The 17,272-nt window shown below is 71.6% G+C and carries 15 protein-coding genes; 9 read left to right on the top strand and 6 right to left on the bottom strand.

Annotated features, from left to right (window positions below):
• Nucleotides 1-96: 96 nt before the first annotated feature.
• Nucleotides 97-1,716: an acyl-CoA synthetase gene (locus tag MQN93_RS22315; protein WP_242710968.1), complete on the bottom strand. Its 1,620-nt coding sequence runs from the start codon at nt 1,714-1,716 to the stop codon at nt 97-99.
• Nucleotides 1,717-1,902: 186 nt separating this feature from the next.
• Here MQN93_RS22315 and MQN93_RS22310 point away from each other — a divergent pair, with 186 nt between their 5' ends.
• The 7 genes from MQN93_RS22310 to MQN93_RS22280 all read left to right on the top strand — a co-directional run bounded on the left by MQN93_RS22310 (nt 1,903) and on the right by MQN93_RS22280 (nt 9,950).
• On the top strand, nt 1,903-2,703 hold the full coding sequence (locus MQN93_RS22310) for a crotonase/enoyl-CoA hydratase family protein (RefSeq protein WP_242710967.1): 801 nt from the start codon (nt 1,903-1,905) through the stop codon (nt 2,701-2,703).
• Nucleotides 2,704-2,733: 30 nt separating this feature from the next.
• Entirely contained in the window at nt 2,734-3,675 is a 942-nt protein-coding gene (locus MQN93_RS22305) for a Zn-ribbon domain-containing OB-fold protein (protein ID WP_242710966.1), read from the top strand.
• Nucleotides 3,675-4,721, top strand: coding sequence for a thiolase family protein (locus MQN93_RS22300; RefSeq protein ID WP_242710965.1), 1,047 nt, complete (start codon nt 3,675-3,677; stop codon nt 4,719-4,721). Before MQN93_RS22305 ends, MQN93_RS22300 begins: the two co-directional genes overlap by 1 nt.
• Nucleotides 4,718-5,884 (top strand): thiolase family protein, encoded by a 1,167-nt coding sequence (locus MQN93_RS22295; protein WP_242710964.1) that lies wholly within the window; start codon nt 4,718-4,720, stop codon nt 5,882-5,884. The genes MQN93_RS22300 and MQN93_RS22295 overlap by 4 nt, the downstream gene beginning before the upstream one ends.
• A 94-nt stretch (nt 5,885-5,978) precedes the next feature.
• Entirely contained in the window at nt 5,979-6,221 is a 243-nt protein-coding gene (locus MQN93_RS22290; protein WP_016433331.1) for a DUF397 domain-containing protein, read from the top strand.
• Between the two features lie 134 nt (nt 6,222-6,355).
• On the top strand, nt 6,356-9,262 hold the full coding sequence (locus tag MQN93_RS22285; RefSeq protein WP_242710963.1) for an ATP-binding protein: 2,907 nt from the start codon (nt 6,356-6,358) through the stop codon (nt 9,260-9,262).
• A 190-nt stretch (nt 9,263-9,452) separates the two neighbouring features.
• The gene (locus MQN93_RS22280) at nt 9,453-9,950 is read left to right on the top strand and encodes a hypothetical protein (protein WP_016433329.1); all 498 of its coding nucleotides are present in this window, start codon (nt 9,453-9,455) and stop codon (nt 9,948-9,950) included.
• A gap of 25 nt (nt 9,951-9,975) precedes the next feature.
• On the opposite strand, the gene MQN93_RS22275 is transcribed toward MQN93_RS22280, so the two are convergent.
• Both MQN93_RS22275 and phtC read right to left on the bottom strand, forming a co-directional pair.
• Nucleotides 9,976-11,070, bottom strand: coding sequence for an ornithine cyclodeaminase family protein (locus tag MQN93_RS22275; RefSeq protein WP_242710962.1), 1,095 nt, complete (start codon nt 11,068-11,070; stop codon nt 9,976-9,978).
• Between the two features lie 44 nt (nt 11,071-11,114).
• Entirely contained in the window at nt 11,115-11,879 is a 765-nt protein-coding gene (gene phtC, locus MQN93_RS22270; RefSeq protein ID WP_242710961.1) for a 3,4-dihydroxyphthalate decarboxylase, read from the bottom strand.
• Between the two features lie 117 nt (nt 11,880-11,996).
• Here phtC and MQN93_RS22265 point away from each other — a divergent pair, with 117 nt between their 5' ends.
• On the top strand, nt 11,997-12,782 hold the full coding sequence (locus tag MQN93_RS22265) for a FadR/GntR family transcriptional regulator (RefSeq protein WP_242710960.1): 786 nt from the start codon (nt 11,997-11,999) through the stop codon (nt 12,780-12,782).
• Nucleotides 12,783-12,946: 164 nt separating this feature from the next.
• Nucleotides 12,947-13,957 carry a cupin domain-containing protein gene (locus MQN93_RS22260; protein ID WP_242710959.1) on the top strand — a complete coding sequence of 337 codons (1,011 nt, stop codon included), beginning with the start codon at nt 12,947-12,949 and terminating at the stop codon, nt 13,955-13,957.
• Nucleotides 13,958-14,022: 65 nt separating this feature from the next.
• Here MQN93_RS22260 and MQN93_RS22255 read toward each other — a convergent pair whose 3' ends face one another.
• Genes MQN93_RS22255 through MQN93_RS22245 form a run of 3 tightly spaced genes read right to left on the bottom strand, consistent with a single transcriptional unit; the run spans nt 14,023 to nt 17,271 of the window.
• Entirely contained in the window at nt 14,023-14,910 is an 888-nt protein-coding gene (locus MQN93_RS22255; protein ID WP_242710958.1) for an AAA family ATPase, read from the bottom strand.
• Nucleotides 14,911-14,926: 16 nt separating this feature from the next.
• On the bottom strand, nt 14,927-15,994 hold the full coding sequence (locus tag MQN93_RS22250) for a cupin domain-containing protein (RefSeq protein ID WP_242710957.1): 1,068 nt from the start codon (nt 15,992-15,994) through the stop codon (nt 14,927-14,929).
• A 47-nt stretch (nt 15,995-16,041) separates the two neighbouring features.
• Nucleotides 16,042-17,271, bottom strand: a complete 1,230-nt coding sequence (locus MQN93_RS22245) for an MFS transporter (protein WP_016433322.1) — start codon at nt 17,269-17,271, stop codon at nt 16,042-16,044.
• Between the last annotated feature and the right edge of the window lies 1 nt (nt 17,272).

The raw sequence follows: 17,272 nt of genomic DNA, 5'->3' as shown, positions 1-17,272 counted from the left end.
CTCCGTACGGCCCGGCTTCACTCTCCGTTCAAAAAGCCCGGGTCAACCGCGCGCAAAGACTACGCCGGTCCATGCCGCGGACCGAGATCACGGAGCTCACGCGGACGCCACGTCCGACGCCGCCGCCACCTCCCGGGCCCACCGGTAGTCCGCCTTCCCGCTGGGTGAGCGCCGTACGGCCGCCGTGATCACCAGCTGGCGCGGGATCTTGTACCCGGCGAGACGGGTACGGCAGAAGGACTGGACATCCTCCAGCGAGGGTCGCGCCGCTCCCTCACGCAGCTGCACGACCGCCGCCACATGACTGCCCCACTTCGCGTCGGGCACCCCGGCCACCAGCGCGTCGTACACGTCCGGATGGGACTTCAGCGCCTGCTCGACCTCCTCCGGGTACACCTTCTCGCCCCCGGTGTTGATGCACTGCGAGCCCCGGCCCAGAACCGTGACGACGCCCTCCTCGTCCACGGTCGCCATGTCGCCGAGGAGCACCCAGCGCTCGCCGTCCTGCTCGAAGAACGTCTCGGCGGTCTTGGCCGGGTCGTTGTAGTAGCCGAGCGGAACGTGTCCGCACTGCGCCACGCGCCCCACCTCGCCCGGCGCCACCGGCGCATGGGTGGCCGGATCGACCACCCTCGTACGGGAGTTGACGCGGATGCGGAAGCTCTGGCCCGCGCCGGAGTCGTTCGTCGCCGTGCCGTTGAACCCGGACTCGGACGAGCCGTAGTTGTTCAGCAGCATGATGTTCGGCAGCAGTTCCTGGAACTGGCGGCGCACCGTCTCCGACATGACCGCGCCGGAGGACGACACACTGAACACCGATGAGCAGTCGGTGCCCTTCAGGGGCCCGTTGAGGGCATCGATCAGCGGCCGCAGCATCGCGTCACCGACCAGCGAGATGCTGGTGACCTTCTCCTTCTCGATCGTGCGCAGCACCTCCTCGGGCACGAACTTGCGGTGGACCACCACGCGTTGGCCGAAGTTGAAGCCGATGAGGGAGGTGAGGGTGGAGGTGCCGTGCATCAGCGGGGGAGTGGGGAAGAAGGTGATGCCGTCGCCGCCCGCCGCGACCCGCTCGGCCAGCTCCTGCGGCTTGGTCACCGGCTCACCGGTCGGCGCGCCCCCGCCCAGACCCGAGAAGAACAGGTCCTCCTGACGCCACATCACACCCTTGGGCATCCCGGTGGTGCCGCCGGTGTAGATGATGAACTGGTCGTCGCCCGAGCGCACCGGGAAGCCACGCTCCGGTGAACCGCCCGCCTCCGCTTCGGTGAAGGGCACGGCGGCCATCTGACCCCCGTCGCCCCCGACCCGTACGAGATGACGCAGCTTCGGGCAGTGCGGCAGCGACGCCGCCACCCGGCCGTCGAACTCGGCGTCGAAGACCAGGGCCACGAGATCGGCGTCGCGGTAGAGGTAGACCAACTCGTCTTCCACGTAACGGTAGTTGACGTTGACGGGGACGATCCGTGCCTTGAGGCAGCCGAACACCGTCTGCAGATACTCGATGCCGTTGTAGAGGTGCAGCCCGAGGTGTTCGCCCGGGCGGATCCCGGCGTCGAGCAGATGGTGACCGATGCGGTTGGCCGCCGCATCCAGCTGCGCGTAGGTCAGACGGCGCTCAGCGCCCGTGCCCGGGTGGTCGATGTACACCAGGGCCTCGCGGTCGGGCACCACGTCGACGACCGACTCGAACAGGTCCGCAAGGTTGTACTCCACCGCTCCTCCTGACCCCGGCAGCCATGACGAAGCAAGGCGCATCCGTCGGTTCGCCGGTCATCAGAGCAAAGGGCGCGGCAACTGTGAAGGGTTCGCGCGAAGAAATCTGACTGCCTGTCAGAAAACTCTTGAAGTGCCTTCCGGGGTACTGCAACCTGTTCTCGTTCCCGGAGAGGGGAGACGGCAATGGGTGGGACCGAACACCTCACCGTGCAGCGAGAAGGCGCCACGCTGGTGCTCACGCTCAACAGGCCCGAAGCCAAGAACGCGCTGTCGCTGCCGATGCTGGTCGGGCTGTACGACGGCTGGATCGAGGCGGACGAGGACGACGCCGTCCGCTCGATCGTGCTGACCGGTGGCGGCGGTGCCTTCTGCGCGGGCATGGATCTCAAGGCCCTGGCGGGCCGGGGGATGGAGGGCGATCACTACCGGGACCGCCTCAAGGCCGATCCCGACCTGCACTGGAAGGCGATGCTGCGCCACCATCGCCCGCGCAAACCGGTGATCGCCGCGGTCGAGGGACACTGCGTGGCCGGCGGCACGGAGATCCTCCAGGGCACCGACATCCGCATCGCGGGCGAGTCCGCGACCTTCGGGCTCTTCGAGGTCAGACGCGGACTCTTCCCCATCGGCGGCTCCACGGTCCGGCTGCAGCGCCAGATCCCGCGCACCCACGCCCTGGAGATGCTCCTCACCGGCCGCCCCTACAGCGCCCGCGAGGCCGCCGACATCGGCCTGATCGGCCATGTCGTGCCCGACGGCACCGCCCTCGCCAAGGCCCTGGAGATCGCCGAACTGATCAACGCCTGCGGTCCGTTGGCCGTGGAGGCCGTCAAGGCGTCCGTCTACGAGAGCGCGGAGATGACCGAGACGGACGGGCTCGCCGCCGAACTCGCGCGCGGATGGCCCATCTTCGACACCGCCGACGCCAAGGAGGGCGCCCGCGCCTTCGCGGAGAAGCGACCGCCCGTCTACAAGCGAGCCTGAGCCCCAGCAGGCCCTGTCAAGGAGATCGGCATGCCCGAAGTCCTCACCGCCCCTCTCACCGTCGAGTTCCCCTTCACCCGCTCCCTCGGCCCCGTCCAGAGCGCCTTCCTCACCGGTCTGCGCGAGCGCGTCGTCCTCGGGGTGCGGACCGGCGACGGCCGCGTACTGGTCCCGCCCGTCGAGTACGACCCCGTCACCGCCGACGAGATACGCGACCTCGTCGAGGTCGCCCCCACCGGAACCGTCACCACCTGGGCCTGGAACCACGCGCCGCGCCGCGGCCAGCCCCTGGACACACCCTTCGCCTGGGTCCTCGTCCGGCTCGACGGCGCCGACACCGCCCTGCTGCACGCCCTCGACGCGCCCGGCCCCGACGCCGTGCACACCGGCATGCGCGTCCGCGTGCGCTGGGCCGCATCGCGCGAGGGCGCCATCACGGACATCGCCTGCTTCGAGCCGTACGACGGCGAACAGCAGCAACCGGGCGGCCACAGCGGCGAGTTCGCGGACGCGATCACCGGCATCGTCACTCCCGCCCGCCTCGACTACACCTACTCTCCGGGCCGCGCGCAGACCGCCTACCTGCGCGCGCTCGCCGACCGGCGCACGATGGGCGAACGCTGCCCCTCCTGCCGCAAGGTGTACGTCCCGCCGCGCGGCGCCTGCCCCACCTGCGGCGTCGCCACGACGGAACAGGTCGAGGTGGGCCCGGCCGGCACCGTCACCACCTTCTGCATCGTCAACATCAAGGCCAGGAACCTCGACATCGAAGTCCCCTACGTCTACGCCCACATCGCCCTCGACGGCGCCGGACTCGCGCTGCACGGCCGGATCGGCGGCATCCCCTACGACCAGGTCCGCATGGGACTGCGCGTCGAACCGGTGTGGACCGAAGGGGCCCGCCATCCCGACCACTACCGGCCGAACGGGGAGCCGGACGCGGAGTACGACACCTACAAGGAGCTGCTGTGATGCGTGACATAGCACTGGTCGCCTTCGCCCAGACCGACCACCGCCGCAGCAGCGACGAGCTCTCCGAGGTCGAGATGCTCATGCCGGTGCTGCACGACGTGCTGGCACGGACCGGCCTGAAGACCGCCGACATCGGCTTCACCTGCTCCGGCTCCAGCGACTACCTGGCGGGCCGCGCCTTCTCCTTCACCCTCGCCCTCGACGGCGTCGGCGCCTGGCCGCCGATCTCCGAGTCGCACGTCGAGATGGACGGCGCGTGGGCCCTGTACGAGGCGTGGACGAAGCTGCTCACCGGCGACGCCGACACCGCCCTCGTCTACTCCTACGGCAAGTCCTCACCCGGCTCCGTGCGCGACGTCCTGACCCGGCAGCTCGACCCGTACTACGTCGCCCCGCTGTGGCCCGACTCCGTGGCCCTCGCCGCACTGCAGGCGCAGTCCCTGATCGACGCCGGCGAGACCGACGAGCCCGCGCTGGCCGCCGTCGCCGCCCGCAGCCGCACGGACGCCACCGCCAACCCCCATGCCCAGCTCAGCGGTTCGGTGCCGCAGGGCGACTACCTCGTACGCCCCCTGCGCGCCGGCGACTGCCCGCCCATCGGCGACGGCGCCGCCGCGGTCGTCCTCGCGGCGGGGGAGCGGGCCCGTGAGCTGTGCGAGCGGCCCGCCTGGATCCGCGGCATCGACCACCGCATCGAGGCCCACGGCCTCGGCGTCCGCGACCTGACCGACTCGCCCTCCGCGCGGCTCGCCGCCGAGAAGGCCGGCGCCTTCGAACGGCCCGTCGACACCGCCGAGTTGCACGCTCCCTTCACCTCGCAGGAGGTCGTGCTGCGCAAGGCGCTGCGGCTCGGCGAGGACGTACGGGTCAATCCGTCCGGCGGAGCGCTCGCCGCCAACCCGCTCATGGCCGCGGGACTCATCCGCATCGGCGAGGCCGCCGCCGCGATCCACCGCGGAGACTCGGACCGGGCCCTCGCCCACGCCACCTCCGGTCCCTGTCTGCAACAGAACCTGGTCGCCGTACTCGAAGGGGATCCGCGATGAGCAAGGAGCCCGTGGCCGTCGTAGGGATCGGCCAGACCAAGCACATGGCGGCGCGGCGGGACGTGTCGATCGCCGGGCTCGTCCGGGAGGCGGCCCGGGCCGCTCTCGACGACGCCGAGCTGACCTGGGCCGCCGTCGACGCCGTCGTCATCGGCAAGGCGCCCGACTTCTTCGAGGGCGTGATGATGCCCGAGCTCTACCTCGCCGACGCCCTCGGCGCGGTCGGCAAGCCCATGCTGCGCGTGCACACCGCGGGCTCCGTCGGCGGCTCCACCGCGCTCGTCGCGGCGAACCTGATCGCGGCCCGCGTCCACGGCACCGTCCTGACGCTGGCCTTCGAGAAGCAGTCCGAGTCCAACGCCATGTGGGGCCTGTCCTTGCCGATCCCCTTCCAGCAGCCGCTGCTGGCGGGCGCGGGCGGGTTCTTCGCCCCGCACGTGCGGGCGTACATGCGCCGCACCGGCGCCCCCGACCACATCGGCTCGCTCGTCGCCTACAAGGACCGGCGCAACGCCCTGAAGAACCCTTACGCCCATCTCCACGAGCACGACATCACGCTGGAGAAGGTCCGGTCCTCACCCATGCTGTGGGACCCCATCCGCTACTCGGAGACCTGCCCGTCCTCCGACGGCGCCTGCGCGATGGTGCTGACGGACCGGGCGGGCGCGGCACGCGCGCCGCGGCCACCGGCCTGGATGCTCGGCGGGGCCATGCGCAGCGAGCCGACCCTCTTCGCCGGCAAGGACTTCGTCTCGCCGCGGGCCGGCAAGGACTGCGCGGCCGACGTCTACCGGCAGGCCCAGATCGCCGACCCGCGGCGCGACATCGACGCCGTGGAGATGTATGTGCCGTTCTCCTGGTACGAGCCCATGTGGCTGGAGAACCTCGGCTTCGCCGACGAGGGCGAGGGCTGGAAGCTCACCGAATCCGGGGTGACCGAGCTCGACGGGGACCTGCCCGTCAACATGTCGGGCGGCGTCCTGTCGACCAATCCCATCGGCGCCTCGGGCATGATCCGGTTCGCAGAGGCGGCGCTCCAGGTGCGGGGGCAGGCCGGAGAACACCAGGTGGACGGAGCCAGGCGGGTCCTCGGGCACGCCTACGGGGGCGGATCGCAGTTCTTCTCCATGTGGCTCGTCGGGAGCGAACGCCCGAACGCGTAGAACTCTTGCGAAAAGGTCCCCCTCACGTGGCCTGTCGGCATCACAGACCGATCGCTAGGCTGGCCGCGGACGACGAACCGGGAGGAGCACGGACGTGGCCGAGAGCACCATCCAGCAGTACCCGCTGGCAGGCTGGGAGAAGCCGGATCTGGACCTCAGCAACGCCGACTGGCATTCGAGCAGCCGTGGCCTGGGGGATGTCCAGATCGCCTTTGTCGAGGGATTCATCGCGATGCGCAACAGCGGCCGCCCCGAAAGCCCTTCCCTGATCTTCACGCCCGCGGAATGGGGCGCGTTCGTGTCGGGGGCGCGGGAGGGAGAGTTCGATCTGACCTGATCCGGTCGGGCGATCCGGTCGGTAACGCGCGAACCGGGTCGCGCGACCCGCCGGAGGCGTACGCTGAGGTGCCTGGAGGTCACGGTGTGCGCCCGCTCCCCGCGCAGGTGTACCACCGTGACAGGGGGTACGTCATGGGGCAGCGCAGTGTGCGGGCCAACCGGACCATATTCGAGCGCGAAAGTGAACTCGCCGCTGTGGACGAGGCGTTGGGGGAGCTCACGGGCCTGCGCAGAGGTGGGGCCGAACGCTTCGACCGTTCCCGCGGTGCCCTGCTCGCGTTCGCCGGGCGCGCCGGCATCGGCAAGACCACCCTCCTCGCCGAAGTCCGCCGCCGCGCAACCGCCTTGGGCTGCACCGTCCTGTCCGCCCGCGGCGGCGAGCAGGAGCAGCGCGTCGCCTTCCACGTGGCCCGGCAACTGCTGCAGCCCCAGCTGGCCGGATCCGGGGAGACCGATCTGCGGGCCTCGCTCGGCAGTTGGTACGACATCGTCGGCCCCGCCCTCGGCCTGTGCGCCCCGACCGGCGGTGCGCCACCCGACCAGCAGGGTCTGCGCGACGGACTCGACTGGGTGCTCACCCATCTCGCCGTGCTGCGCGCCCCGATGGTCCTCGTCCTCGACGACGCCCACTGGGCCGACCCCGAATCGCTGGGCTGGCTCGCCGCGTTCGCGCCCCGCGCCGAACAGCTTCCGCTGCTGGTCGTGGTGGCCTATCGGCCCGACGAACTCCCGGACCACGCCGAGTCGTTCAAGGGCCTGCCGGGGCGTGCGGGCGGCCGCCCCATCGACCTGGAACCGCTGAGCGCCGCCGCCGTCGCCCGACTCGTACGGGAAGCGGTCGGCGCCCACGCCGACGACGCGTTCTGCCGCGAGTGCTGGGCCGTCACCGGCGGCAACCCGTTCGAGTCGGTCGAGCTGATCGCCAAGGTGCGCGACCGCGGGGTCACCCCGACCGAGCCCGGCGCCCATCTGCTGCGCGACCTCGCCGCCGCAGTCAAGGGCAGCGGTCTCGTCGCCCGGCTGGAACGCCTCGGCACCTCCACCGTGCGCTTCGCCTGGGCCTGCGCCGTCCTCGGCACAGAGATCCATCCGCTGCTCGCCGCGGCCGTGGCGGGACTCGGCCAGGAGGAGGCCGCCGACGCGGCGGACGCCCTGCGCGGCGCGCGCATCCTCACCGGCGCCGAAACCCTGGAGTTCGTCCATCCGCTGATCGCGACGGCCGTGTACCGCGCCATCCAGCCCGGTGTCCGCGTCGCCCTGCACGGTCAGGCCGCCTGGTGCGTGGTCAATGACGGGCAGGGACCCTCCGCCGCCGCCCGCCATCTCCTGGAGACCCACCCCGACGGCGACTCCTGGGTCGTCCAGCAACTGCGCGCCGCCGCCGAGGAGACCCTCCGGGCCGGCGCCCCCGACGCCGCCCGCAGCTATCTCGCCCGCGCCCTGCGCGAACCCCCGCCCTTCGAGGACCGCGCCGCCGTCCTGTACGAGCTGGGCTCCGCCTCGCTGCTCACCGAACCGGCCACCACCGTCAACCATCTGCGCGCGGCACTGGAGGAGCCCATCGCCGACGCGGCGCTGCGCCAGCACATCGTCTACCGGCTCTCCCAGGTCCTCGCCCACAGCGACCGGCTCGCCGAGGCCTCCGACACCCTCGCCCGCGAGATCCGGGTCACCGACGACGCCCGCGTCAGGCTGCGCATGCTCGCCGAACAGTTCATGTGGGACGCCTTCCGCGCCGACGAACCCGACCACCCCTCGCGCTCACGGCGGCTCACCGCACTCGCCGACCGGCTGGGGGGCCGCGACCTCACCGAGCGCTACGTCATCGGCCTGCGCGCCTGGGACGCCGTCCTGCGCGGCGAACCCGCCCACGTCGTCCTCCACCACGCCGAACGTGCCCTGGCCGGCGGCCTCGGATGGGCCGAGCCCGACCGCGGCTTCGAGGTGCCCGTCCTGGTCGCGCTCTCCTTCATGTACGCCGACCGTCCCGGCCGTACCGAGGAACTCTTCACGGCCGGCATCGCCGACTTCGAACGCCAGGGCTGGCGGGGCGCCCACCTCTCCTTCGCCTACACGCTGCTCGGCTACGTCCGCTACCGCCGCGGCCGGCTCTCCGAGGCCGAGGACTTCGTCCGCGCGGGACTCCGCCTCGCCGAACGCGTCGGCCCCGGCACCCCCGCCCACTGGTATGCGGTGGGCATCCTGATCGAGGTCCTGCTCGCCCGCGGCCGAATCACCGAGGCCGCGCGGACCGGCGAGCAGTACTCCTTCCGCGCTCCCTTCCCGGCGGCCGTCGTCTTCCCCGACGCGCAGACCGTGCACGGGGAACTGCTGCTCGCCCGCGGCCGCACCAAGGAGGCGGCGGAGGAGCTGTCCGCCGCGGGGCGCCGACTGGAACCGCGCGGCATCCGCAACCCCGCGTGGTGCCCCTGGCAGCTGCATCTGGCCCGCGTCGAGGCCCATGAGACGCCCGACCGCGCACAGGCCACCGCCGTCGAAGCGGTCGCCCGCGCCCGCCAGTTCGGCACTCCGTCCGCCATCGGCCAGGCCCTGCGCACCGCCGCCGAGGTCTCCTCGGGCGCGGACCGCCTGAAGTACCTGGAGGAGTCCGTCGCCCACCTGGAGCGCTCACCCGCCGGCTACGAACTCGCCTGCGCGCTCGTCTCCCTCGGCACCGAACTACGCCGCACCGGCCACCCCGGGGACGCCGCCGAACATCTCTACCGCGGACTGGAGGCGGCCGTGCAGTGCGCCGCCGACGCCCTGGCCGAGACGGCCCGCGACGAACTGGCCGCGGCAGGCCTCCGCCCCCGCCGCCTGCACAGCACCGCGACAGACACCCTGACCTCCACCGAACGCACCGCCGCAACCCTGGCAGCCGCCGGCCACACCGAACCCGAGATCGCACACCACCTCCACCTGGACGAGCCCACCATCACCCACCTCCTCTCAGCAGCCTTGAGAAAACTGGGCACGGACCACACAGGCCTAAAAGCAGCCCTGAGCACCCAAGACCCAACGCCAGGTACACCCCCCTAGGGGCGCGAGGAACTGCGCGCTCAACCGTGCAGCCCCGACCCCTGACCACCCCACGCCGGGTGCAACCCCCCAGGGGCGCGGGGAACTGCGCGACCAACCCCAACGAACCCGCACCCGCCCAACAAGCCCACCCGCCCCCGAACCCCTGACGCCCCCACCCCCACCGCCGGACGGCACGTACCATTGCCCCATGTCGTTCCTCCGCCGTCGCAGCGCGACCCCCGCCGGCCCAGACTTCGACGTACTGGCCATGGACCCGGGCGACTGGCCCGGCAACCTCGGCGCCGGCCTGCTCCCCGCCCCCGACGGCAGCTGCCAGGGCGTCTTCCTGCGCTACGACCTGTTCGGCGGCCGCGGCCCCGCGATGATCATCGGCAATCTCCCGGAGGGCTCCCCGGCCCGCGAGGTCGCCGAGGGCGAGGTCCCCTTCGAGGTGGCCCAGCTGCTGCTCGCGCTGGAGAACGACGAGGAGGTGACCGTCGTCGGCGCGGACGACATGCCGGTCATGCAGGGCGACAACCTCCTGATCGTGCGCCGCCTCAAGCTCTCCGAGAGCCGTATCTCCTGTGTGCAGTTCGACCGCAGCGACAACGTCCTGGTGACCATCGCCGCCTGGGACCGCCCGATCACGGACGACCTGTACGCCCTGCTCAAGCCGCTGCCCGCGGAGCTCTTCCAACAGGGCTGAGCCGGGACCAGCGGTCACGGCGCCCCTAGTCGCGAATGTCCTGCAACAACCACTCGCGCGGGATCTCGTGCCCCAGCCCGCGCTCGCGGGCCCGCTCGTAGACGACGGCCGCGACGGCGTGGAACTGTGCGCCCTGGATGTTGCCGCGTTCCGAGAACGTCACCTGGCGCTCGTCGTCGCGGGCGCGTTCACGCCCCGCGAGGACGGTTTCGAGACCGACCGTTCGGGCGCCACGAGGCGGTCGGCGCGGCCCCCGTTCGTGGTGGTGCCGCCAGACGGGGTCGTCGGGCCGGGCGCGGTAGGACACGTACTCGTCGGCGGTCGCCCAGGCGGGTGTCGACACCGGCGTGCTCGCGCTGCCCAGCCGCAGCCAGACGTCGAAGCGTTCCCGCGCCGCCGCGTCCGGGTGGCCGCCGATGCAGGTGACATGGGTGCCCGGGGACAGATGGCGGCCGAGGACGACATCCCCGACGGCATCGGTGCAGCCCGCCACGATGTCGGCGTCGCGCTGGGCGTGTTCGGGCTCGTCGACCGCCACCACGTCCAGGCCGTGCAGCTCCCGCATCTCGGCGGCGAAGCGCTCACGGTGGCTGCGGGTGGGGCTGTAGACCTGGACGCGTTCCAGGGGCCGTACCGTGCGGAAGGCCTCGACATGGCTGCGGGCCATGCCGCCCGAACCGAGCAGGCCCAGCACCCGGGCGTCCGCCCGGGCCCCGAAGCGCACACCGATCGCCGAGTCCGCGCCGACCCGCAGATGCTGCAGCAGGCCGTCGTTGAGGAGCGCGAGGGGTTCCCCGGTGCGCGCGTCGAGCAGGAGCACGAGGCCGCAGAACCGGCCGGGCCGTACGCAGTACTTCTCCTGGGTCCGCAGCCCGGGCGGCCCGGTCTCCGTGAGCACGTCGGACTTCATGCGGAGGGCGACGTAGCCGCTGCGTGCCGAGCCACCCTCCATGGTTCCCCACCGGTACACGCGCGTGCCGTCCACGGGGAGGTTGAGGTCGATGCGGGGCCGGCACACGCCCTCGCCGTCGGCCAGGTCCCGGTAGGACTCCTCCAGTGCCCGCACCACGTCGGGCATGGTGAGGACCTCGGCGGTGACCTTGTTGTCGAGGACGAGCATGATCCTCCGCTCGGTCAAAAGCCTGGGCGCCGGGGTGGCGCGGGTCAGCCGCGCAGGGGAGTGGCGGGGCCCTCGTGCTCCACCCGGGCGGTCAGATGGCGCCACATCGCGGCGACGTTGAACGCCGGTCCCAGGTCGGGCAGTTCGGCGATGTCCTCGTCGGGTATCGGCTGCAGCGGTGCGCCGGTCGCCGCGACGGCGAGAGCGGTGCGGGCCAGTGAGTCCACCGCCAGCGCGCGCGTGACGGCCTCCGCGACGGCATGGGCCGGGTCGCCCGTGCCGACGGCGACGAGGCCGTGGCCGCGCAGGACGACGACGGGGCGGTCCCCGAGCGAGGCCGTCATCTGCTCGGCCAGGTCGCGGCGGCGGATCAGCGCCGAGCGGGGCCAGACGGGGATGCCGTCGTGGGCCAGGCGGGCGGCCGGGATGTCGTAGGAGCCGACGATCGGCAGCCACGGCAGTTCCGCGACGGACGCGGCGACCACCGCCGGCGGATGCGCGTGCACGACGGCCGTGACCTCGGGGCGGGCGCGCAGCACCTCGCTGTGGATGGGGAGTTCGCTCGGCACCCGCCAGTCCGCAGGGACCTCGCCCTTGCCGTCGAGGTCGACCTGCTGGACGTCGTCGACGACGGTGAAGGCGAGGCCGCGCTCCTCGGGACCGCGCCCGCGGATCAGCAGCGACTCGGGGCCGGTGCGGGCGCTGACGTGACCCAGGATGTGCTCGACCAGGCCGGTGACGGCGAGCACCCGGCAGGCCAGCACGATCCGTTCACGCAGTGCTTCTTGGGAGCTCTCGGGGAATCTCATGTCCGTGTCGGTCTCCTCGCGTACGATTCACCCGCAAGCTATTGGACTGTTGGTATGACTTTAAGCCATTGCGTAGGATGACGTCAACGGACCCTCTGACCATGGGACAATGCGCGCATGCCATCGCGACCGAGCCAGCCTCAACGCGCTGAGAACGACGGGACGACGCCTGCCAAGAAGACCGCCCCCGCGGACGGTCTGTTCAAGGCGGTCTCCTCCAGCCGTGTCTCCCAGCTGATCGTGGAGCAGATCAAGCTGCTGCTGAAGGAGCAGCGTCTGCAACCGGGCGACCGGCTCCCCAGCGAACGCGAGCTGTGCGTGCAGTTCGGCGTCAGCCGGGTGACCGTGCGCGAAGCGCTGCGCAGCCTGGAGGCCAGCGGCCTGGTCGAGATCCGGGTCGGTGCCCGTGGTGGCGCGTTCGTGACGGCGCCGTCGTCGCAGCGGGTGGGGGAGGGCCTGGCCGACCTGTTGTCCCTGTCGCCGCTGACCGCGGCCGAGGTCACCGAGGCGCGGATCGTCTTCGAACTCGGCATCGTGCCGCTCGTCGTGGAGCGCGCCACCGACGAGGACATCGAGAGTCTGCGCGCCCTGTGCGAGGAGCACGCCGAAGCGGTCAAGCAGGGTGTGTACGACATGGAGATGTCGGCCGACTTCCACACCCGTGTCGCGGCCTGTACGCACAACACGGCGATCGAGATGCTCGTCCAGTCCTTCCACGGCCCCCTGCTCATGAGCCTGCGCGAGGCGCAGAGCGTCGAGCCGCAGATGGGCCACCAGGGCTCCAAGGAGCACCGCAAGTTCGTGGACGCCGTGGCCGCGCGCGACGTCGAGACGGCCACGGAGATCATGCGCACCCACATCAGGCGGACCGCGTCGCGGGTGAAGGGCGGCTCCGCCAAGTGACCGGATCCGAGTGATCCACAACTGATCGAGTCCCGGGTCCGGTTGGGCCCGGGACTCTTTTGTGTCCCGCCTGAAGGCATTATGGTTAGACCATCAGTCATCCAGCGGCCAGTCATCCAATGACCGTTATCCAGAAGAGGGCTCGAACCCTCACAGGAGGCACCATGGGCAAGAAGGGACGCGTCTTCGTCCGCGGCCTGACCTCGGAGACGTACGGGCTCGGGGAGTTCCGCCGACGGCAGCTGGCCGTCAAGCGGGTGCGCGACGACTCGGTGGTCGTCGACGACGCGAAGGTGGCCCACTCCGGCGACAGCGAGAAGTCCCGGACGTGGTGGCGGGTCGGCCCGGGCGACGAGGAGTTCCTCACCCAGACGATCCAGGTCCACTTCGTCGAACTGCCGCCCGAGTCCAGCAACCACGGACACGGCCACCAGAACGAGGCGGCCTTCTACATCCTCGAGGGCCGCGGCTACGAGATCCACGACGACCGGCGCTACGACTGGACCAAGGACGACCTCGTCTTCGTCCACACCGACTCCGTGCACCGTCACTTCAACCCCTACGGCGAGACCGCGACCGCCCTGGTGGTGAAGGCCAAGAGCACCTGGATGTTCATGGGCCTGCTGCAGCAGGGGCGCAGCGGACCGGTCGAGCGGGAGGCCGAGTTCGGGCCCCGCGAGGACTGGTCGCGGATCTGGACGCCCGGCGTGCTGGACCGCAAGAAGGTCATCAGCGTCGGCGACACCACGTGGGAGAACACCCCGCTCGGCCGCGTACGCGTGATGTCCTCGCCCGAGCGCACCGACGCCCGCATCTTCTCCATCGACGCCTTCGAGCTCGACATCCCGACCGGCAGCCGCTCCGGCAAGTACTGGAAGATGGCCGACGAGGTCTTCTACGTCCTCGACGGCGGCGGCTACGCCCTGCAGTGGGAGGTCGAGGCGGAGATCGCGGAGAAGTACTATGCGCGCATCGCCAAGGAGCCCACCCGCCACGAGATCACCAAGGGCGACACGCTGTACGTGCCGCAGAACCACGTCTGCCAGCTCTTCGCCCACGACGGCACGCCCCTGAGGGTGTTGTCGGCGCAGAACCGCGTCTTCAAGCACCTCGGCTACGACACGGTGCACTTCATGGAGGACGCGCCCGAGTACGAGCCGGCGCAGAACGCCTGACGGGCTCACGAGTTCGGCCCCACACCCGTGCGAGGGGGTGTGGGGCCGAAGTGGCGTCGGCGGTGTCAGGTTCGTTCCGCCGCCGCCTCCTCGGCGGCCGCGACGAGGTCGTCGAGATTCAGCAGCGCCGGATCACGCGCCGTCTCCAGACGCAGCGCGAGCGCACCGTGCACCGTCTTGCGGATACGGCGCCCGTCCAGACCGTGCAGCAGCTTGCCCACCTTGCGGTGGACCGCCGAGTCCTCGGCCAGGACGGCCAGTTCGGGCCACTGCGCCGCCAGACCGCGCAGCGAGTCGGCGACGATCAGCGGGACCACCGACTCGTCGGGCAGCTCGGTGCGGACGACGAGATCGGCCCGGGACAGGAACGCCTCGTCCACGGCCTCGGCGAAGTTCGTCGTCACCACCAGCAGCGTCCCGGGGCGTTGTGCCCGTAGCGCGTCGAGTCCGCTGAGCACGGCGTCCGTCGCCCGGTGCACGTCCACGGGATTGGTGTCGAAGGAGGCCGAGTGCCGCCGCACCGCGAGCGCCTCGACCTCGTCGACCAGCACGATCGTGTGCGGACGGCGGGCGGCGAGCTCGGGCAGGGTCTCCCGGAACAGCCGGGAGACCGAGCGCTGGCTCTCGCCGAGCATTTCGCTGGGGAAGGCGTGCGGATCGACCTCGACAAGGGTGGTCGCCCCCTGCTGCGCCAGCGTGCGGGCCGCGGCCTGCGCGAGCCCCTGGGCCAGCGTGGTCTTCCCGGTGCCCGGCGGTCCCGCCAGCACCACGAGCCCGTGCGGTGCCACCGCCGAGCCGGCCAGCCGCCGCCCGTGCCGCAGCACGAGGACGGCGGTCGCCAGCAGCCGTTCCTTCAGCCGGTCCTCCACGATCACGGAGTCCCACGGCCCGTCGTGGTGGTCGGCGGGCAGCGCATGGATGCCCGCGACGCCGTGCGGCAGTGTCTCGCTCACCGCGTGCCGCCCCCGTTCACGGCCACGTGGGGCGCGTCAGCGCCGGCCACTTGATCGTCGACGGGTCGCCGGCCTGCGCGTCGCGGATGTGGTCCGGCGGCTCCTCGAACAGCACCAGCGGATCGCACAGCGCGCGCATGGTCTCCAGCAGGCTGTCGAACATATGGATGCGGACCACCTTGGCGGTCTGCTCCGGGTGGGAGTTGATGTGCTGGTGCCACAGGAAGTGGTCGACGACGATGATGTCGCCCTTCTTCCACGGGTGCTTCTCGCCGCCCTCCGGCTCGGTGCCGAGGTAGCTCTCGCCGGAGCCCTCGACGACGTACAGCCAGGCCTCGCCCGGGTGCCGGTGCATCGACTGGGCGCGGCCCGGGCCGATCTCGAACATCGCCATGGTGATGCCGGAGGCCTGGTAGCCGATGGCGCGGTCGAGCAGGAAGGTCGTCCGGGTGCCGCGCGGAGTGTTGCGCAGCTCCAGCTCGTCCCAGCTGGTGTGCAGGCGGCCCGAGCGGCGGGCCTCCTGGTCGCGGGCGAGCCGGCGCAGCCGGTTGGCGTACGGGTCGGCGCCGTCGCGGCCGGGGGAGAAGGCGGGCCGCGGCGGCAGTTCGGAGACCGGGGTGTGCCCGGCGTCCTCGATCACGGCCATGCCCATCGTCTCCAGCAGCGGCGCGCTGGAGAAGGTCAGGTAACGCGTCGTCGTGTCACCGTCGTTGCCGCTGCGGTGCCAGGCCCAGGCCGGCAGGTGCAGCGAGTCGCCGGGGCCCCAGTCGACGCGCTTGCCGTCGATCTCGGTCCAGCCCCAGCCGGCCACGACGAACACCATGGCGTCCCAGGAGTGCCGGTGCAGCGTGGTCGTCGTCCCCGGGTCGATCTCGTGGGCGAGCGCGTCCATGGTGCGCGTCGGCCGGTCGCCGTCGGCGCCGACGTAGACGCCCACCCGGCTGCCCCGTTCGGTGGGGTGCATCTCGACGTCTTCCAGCGCGACGATCGTGCGGTGGGTCTTGCGCCACTCCTCGATGAACGCGGCTCGTCGGCGCTTCTGCACGTGGTAATGGGTGACTTCGGTCGTGGTGTGCGTACTCAAGGTGTCTCCCAACAGGCGGAATGGAGCGGGGAGTTCGAGGTGCGGTTTCAGGAGGTGGCGGGTTCGGGGCGGGGCACGCTGTACTCGCGGACCGTGCGGCTGCGCACCGCGCTCGCCACGGAGACGGCGGTGGGCACCAGGCCTCCGACGGTCAGCGCCGCGATCGGACCGAGGGCGCCCGCGGCCAGACCCATCACCGAGTCGCCGATCGCGGGACCGCCCCGCGAGCACATCTGGTAGATGGCCGAGACCCGGCCGCGCAGTTCGTCGGGGGTCTCCACCTGCACGGCGGCATGGCGGACGGTGGTCGCGACCGCGTCGGCCGCGCCCAGCAGGAGCGCCATGACGATGGCCACGGCGAACACCCGCGCCTGCGCCAGGCCCACAACGGCCAGACCGTACGCGGCCGTTCCCCACAGCACGATCCGTCCGGCACGCGCCGTGCGCACCAGCCGGAAGACCCACACCGAGCCGATCAGGGCGCCAGCCGAGGGTGCGGCGGACAGCAGACCGTAGCCGGTGGCGCCGACATGCAGGACGTCCGCGGCGAACGCCGGCAGCAGCACCCGGTAGGCGCCGAACACCGTGGCCGTCATGTCCAGGCCCATCAACTGCCAGACCACCGGCCGGTGCGCGACATACCGCACGCCCTCGCGCAGGCTCTCCAGCAGCGAGCGCCGTTCGGTGTCGGCGACCAGCGGCGGCACGCGCAGCACCGCCAGGACGACGACGAGCACGGCGTAGGTGACGGCGTCGAAGACGTAGACCGCGCCCGGCCCGCCGACGGCGATCAGTACGCCCGCGAACGCCGGCCCGACGAGGACGGCAAGCTCGCGCGAGGGGTTGAGGAGCGCGAACGCCTCGACGAGCCGTTCGCGGGGCACCATCGCCGGGATCAGGGCCTGCCGGGCCGGCTGGTCGAAGGTCGCCGCCGCCGTCGCGAGCAGCGAGGAGACGACGACCGTCCACACCGTGGCGGAACCGGCCAGGGTGATCGCGGCCAGGCCCGCGGACACCACCAGCGCGATGCCCTGCGTGGCCTGCAGCAGCCGGCGCCGGTCCAGCCGGTCGGCGTAGATCCCGCCGATCGGGGAGAGGACCAGCAGCGCGACGGCCTGGGCGAGGCCCACCAGCCCCACCTGGGCGGTGGAGCCGGTGAGTTGGTACACCTGGTAGAGATTGGCGGCGACGGCGCCCCGGGTCCCGATCTGGGAGAGGACGACGCCGCTCCAGTAGAGCGTGAAGTCGCGGTTGCGCAGTACCTGGGGTATCGGCATC

It is taken from the genome of Streptomyces spinosisporus (assembly GCF_022698145.1).
Taxonomy (GTDB): Bacteria; Actinomycetota; Actinomycetes; order Streptomycetales; family Streptomycetaceae; genus Streptomyces; species Streptomyces spinosisporus.
The sequence above is the reverse complement of the archived record's forward strand: the minus strand, read 5'-3'. Positions and strand labels throughout refer to the sequence as shown.

Bases quoted from the DNA above. Each gene is read 5' to 3' on its own strand.
- MQN93_RS22305 (WP_242710966.1), top strand. From the start codon at position 2,734: ATGCCCGAAGTCCTCACCGCCCCTCTCACCGTCGAGTTCCCCTTCACC.
- MQN93_RS22300 (WP_242710965.1), top strand. From the start codon at position 3,675: ATGCGTGACATAGCACTGGTCGCCTTCGCCCAGACCGACCACCGCCGC.
- MQN93_RS22265 (WP_242710960.1), top strand. From the start codon at position 11,997: ATGCCATCGCGACCGAGCCAGCCTCAACGCGCTGAGAACGACGGGACG.
- MQN93_RS22310 (WP_242710967.1), top strand. From the start codon at position 1,903: ATGGGTGGGACCGAACACCTCACCGTGCAGCGAGAAGGCGCCACGCTG.
- MQN93_RS22245 (WP_016433322.1), bottom strand. From the start codon at position 17,271: ATGCCGATACCCCAGGTACTGCGCAACCGCGACTTCACGCTCTACTGG.
- MQN93_RS22280 (WP_016433329.1), top strand. From the start codon at position 9,453: ATGTCGTTCCTCCGCCGTCGCAGCGCGACCCCCGCCGGCCCAGACTTC.
- MQN93_RS22260 (WP_242710959.1), top strand. From the start codon at position 12,947: ATGGGCAAGAAGGGACGCGTCTTCGTCCGCGGCCTGACCTCGGAGACG.
- MQN93_RS22285 (WP_242710963.1), top strand. From the start codon at position 6,356: ATGGGGCAGCGCAGTGTGCGGGCCAACCGGACCATATTCGAGCGCGAA.
- MQN93_RS22275 (WP_242710962.1), bottom strand. From the start codon at position 11,070: ATGCTCGTCCTCGACAACAAGGTCACCGCCGAGGTCCTCACCATGCCC.
- MQN93_RS22295 (WP_242710964.1), top strand. From the start codon at position 4,718: ATGAGCAAGGAGCCCGTGGCCGTCGTAGGGATCGGCCAGACCAAGCAC.
- phtC (WP_242710961.1), bottom strand. From the start codon at position 11,879: ATGAGATTCCCCGAGAGCTCCCAAGAAGCACTGCGTGAACGGATCGTG.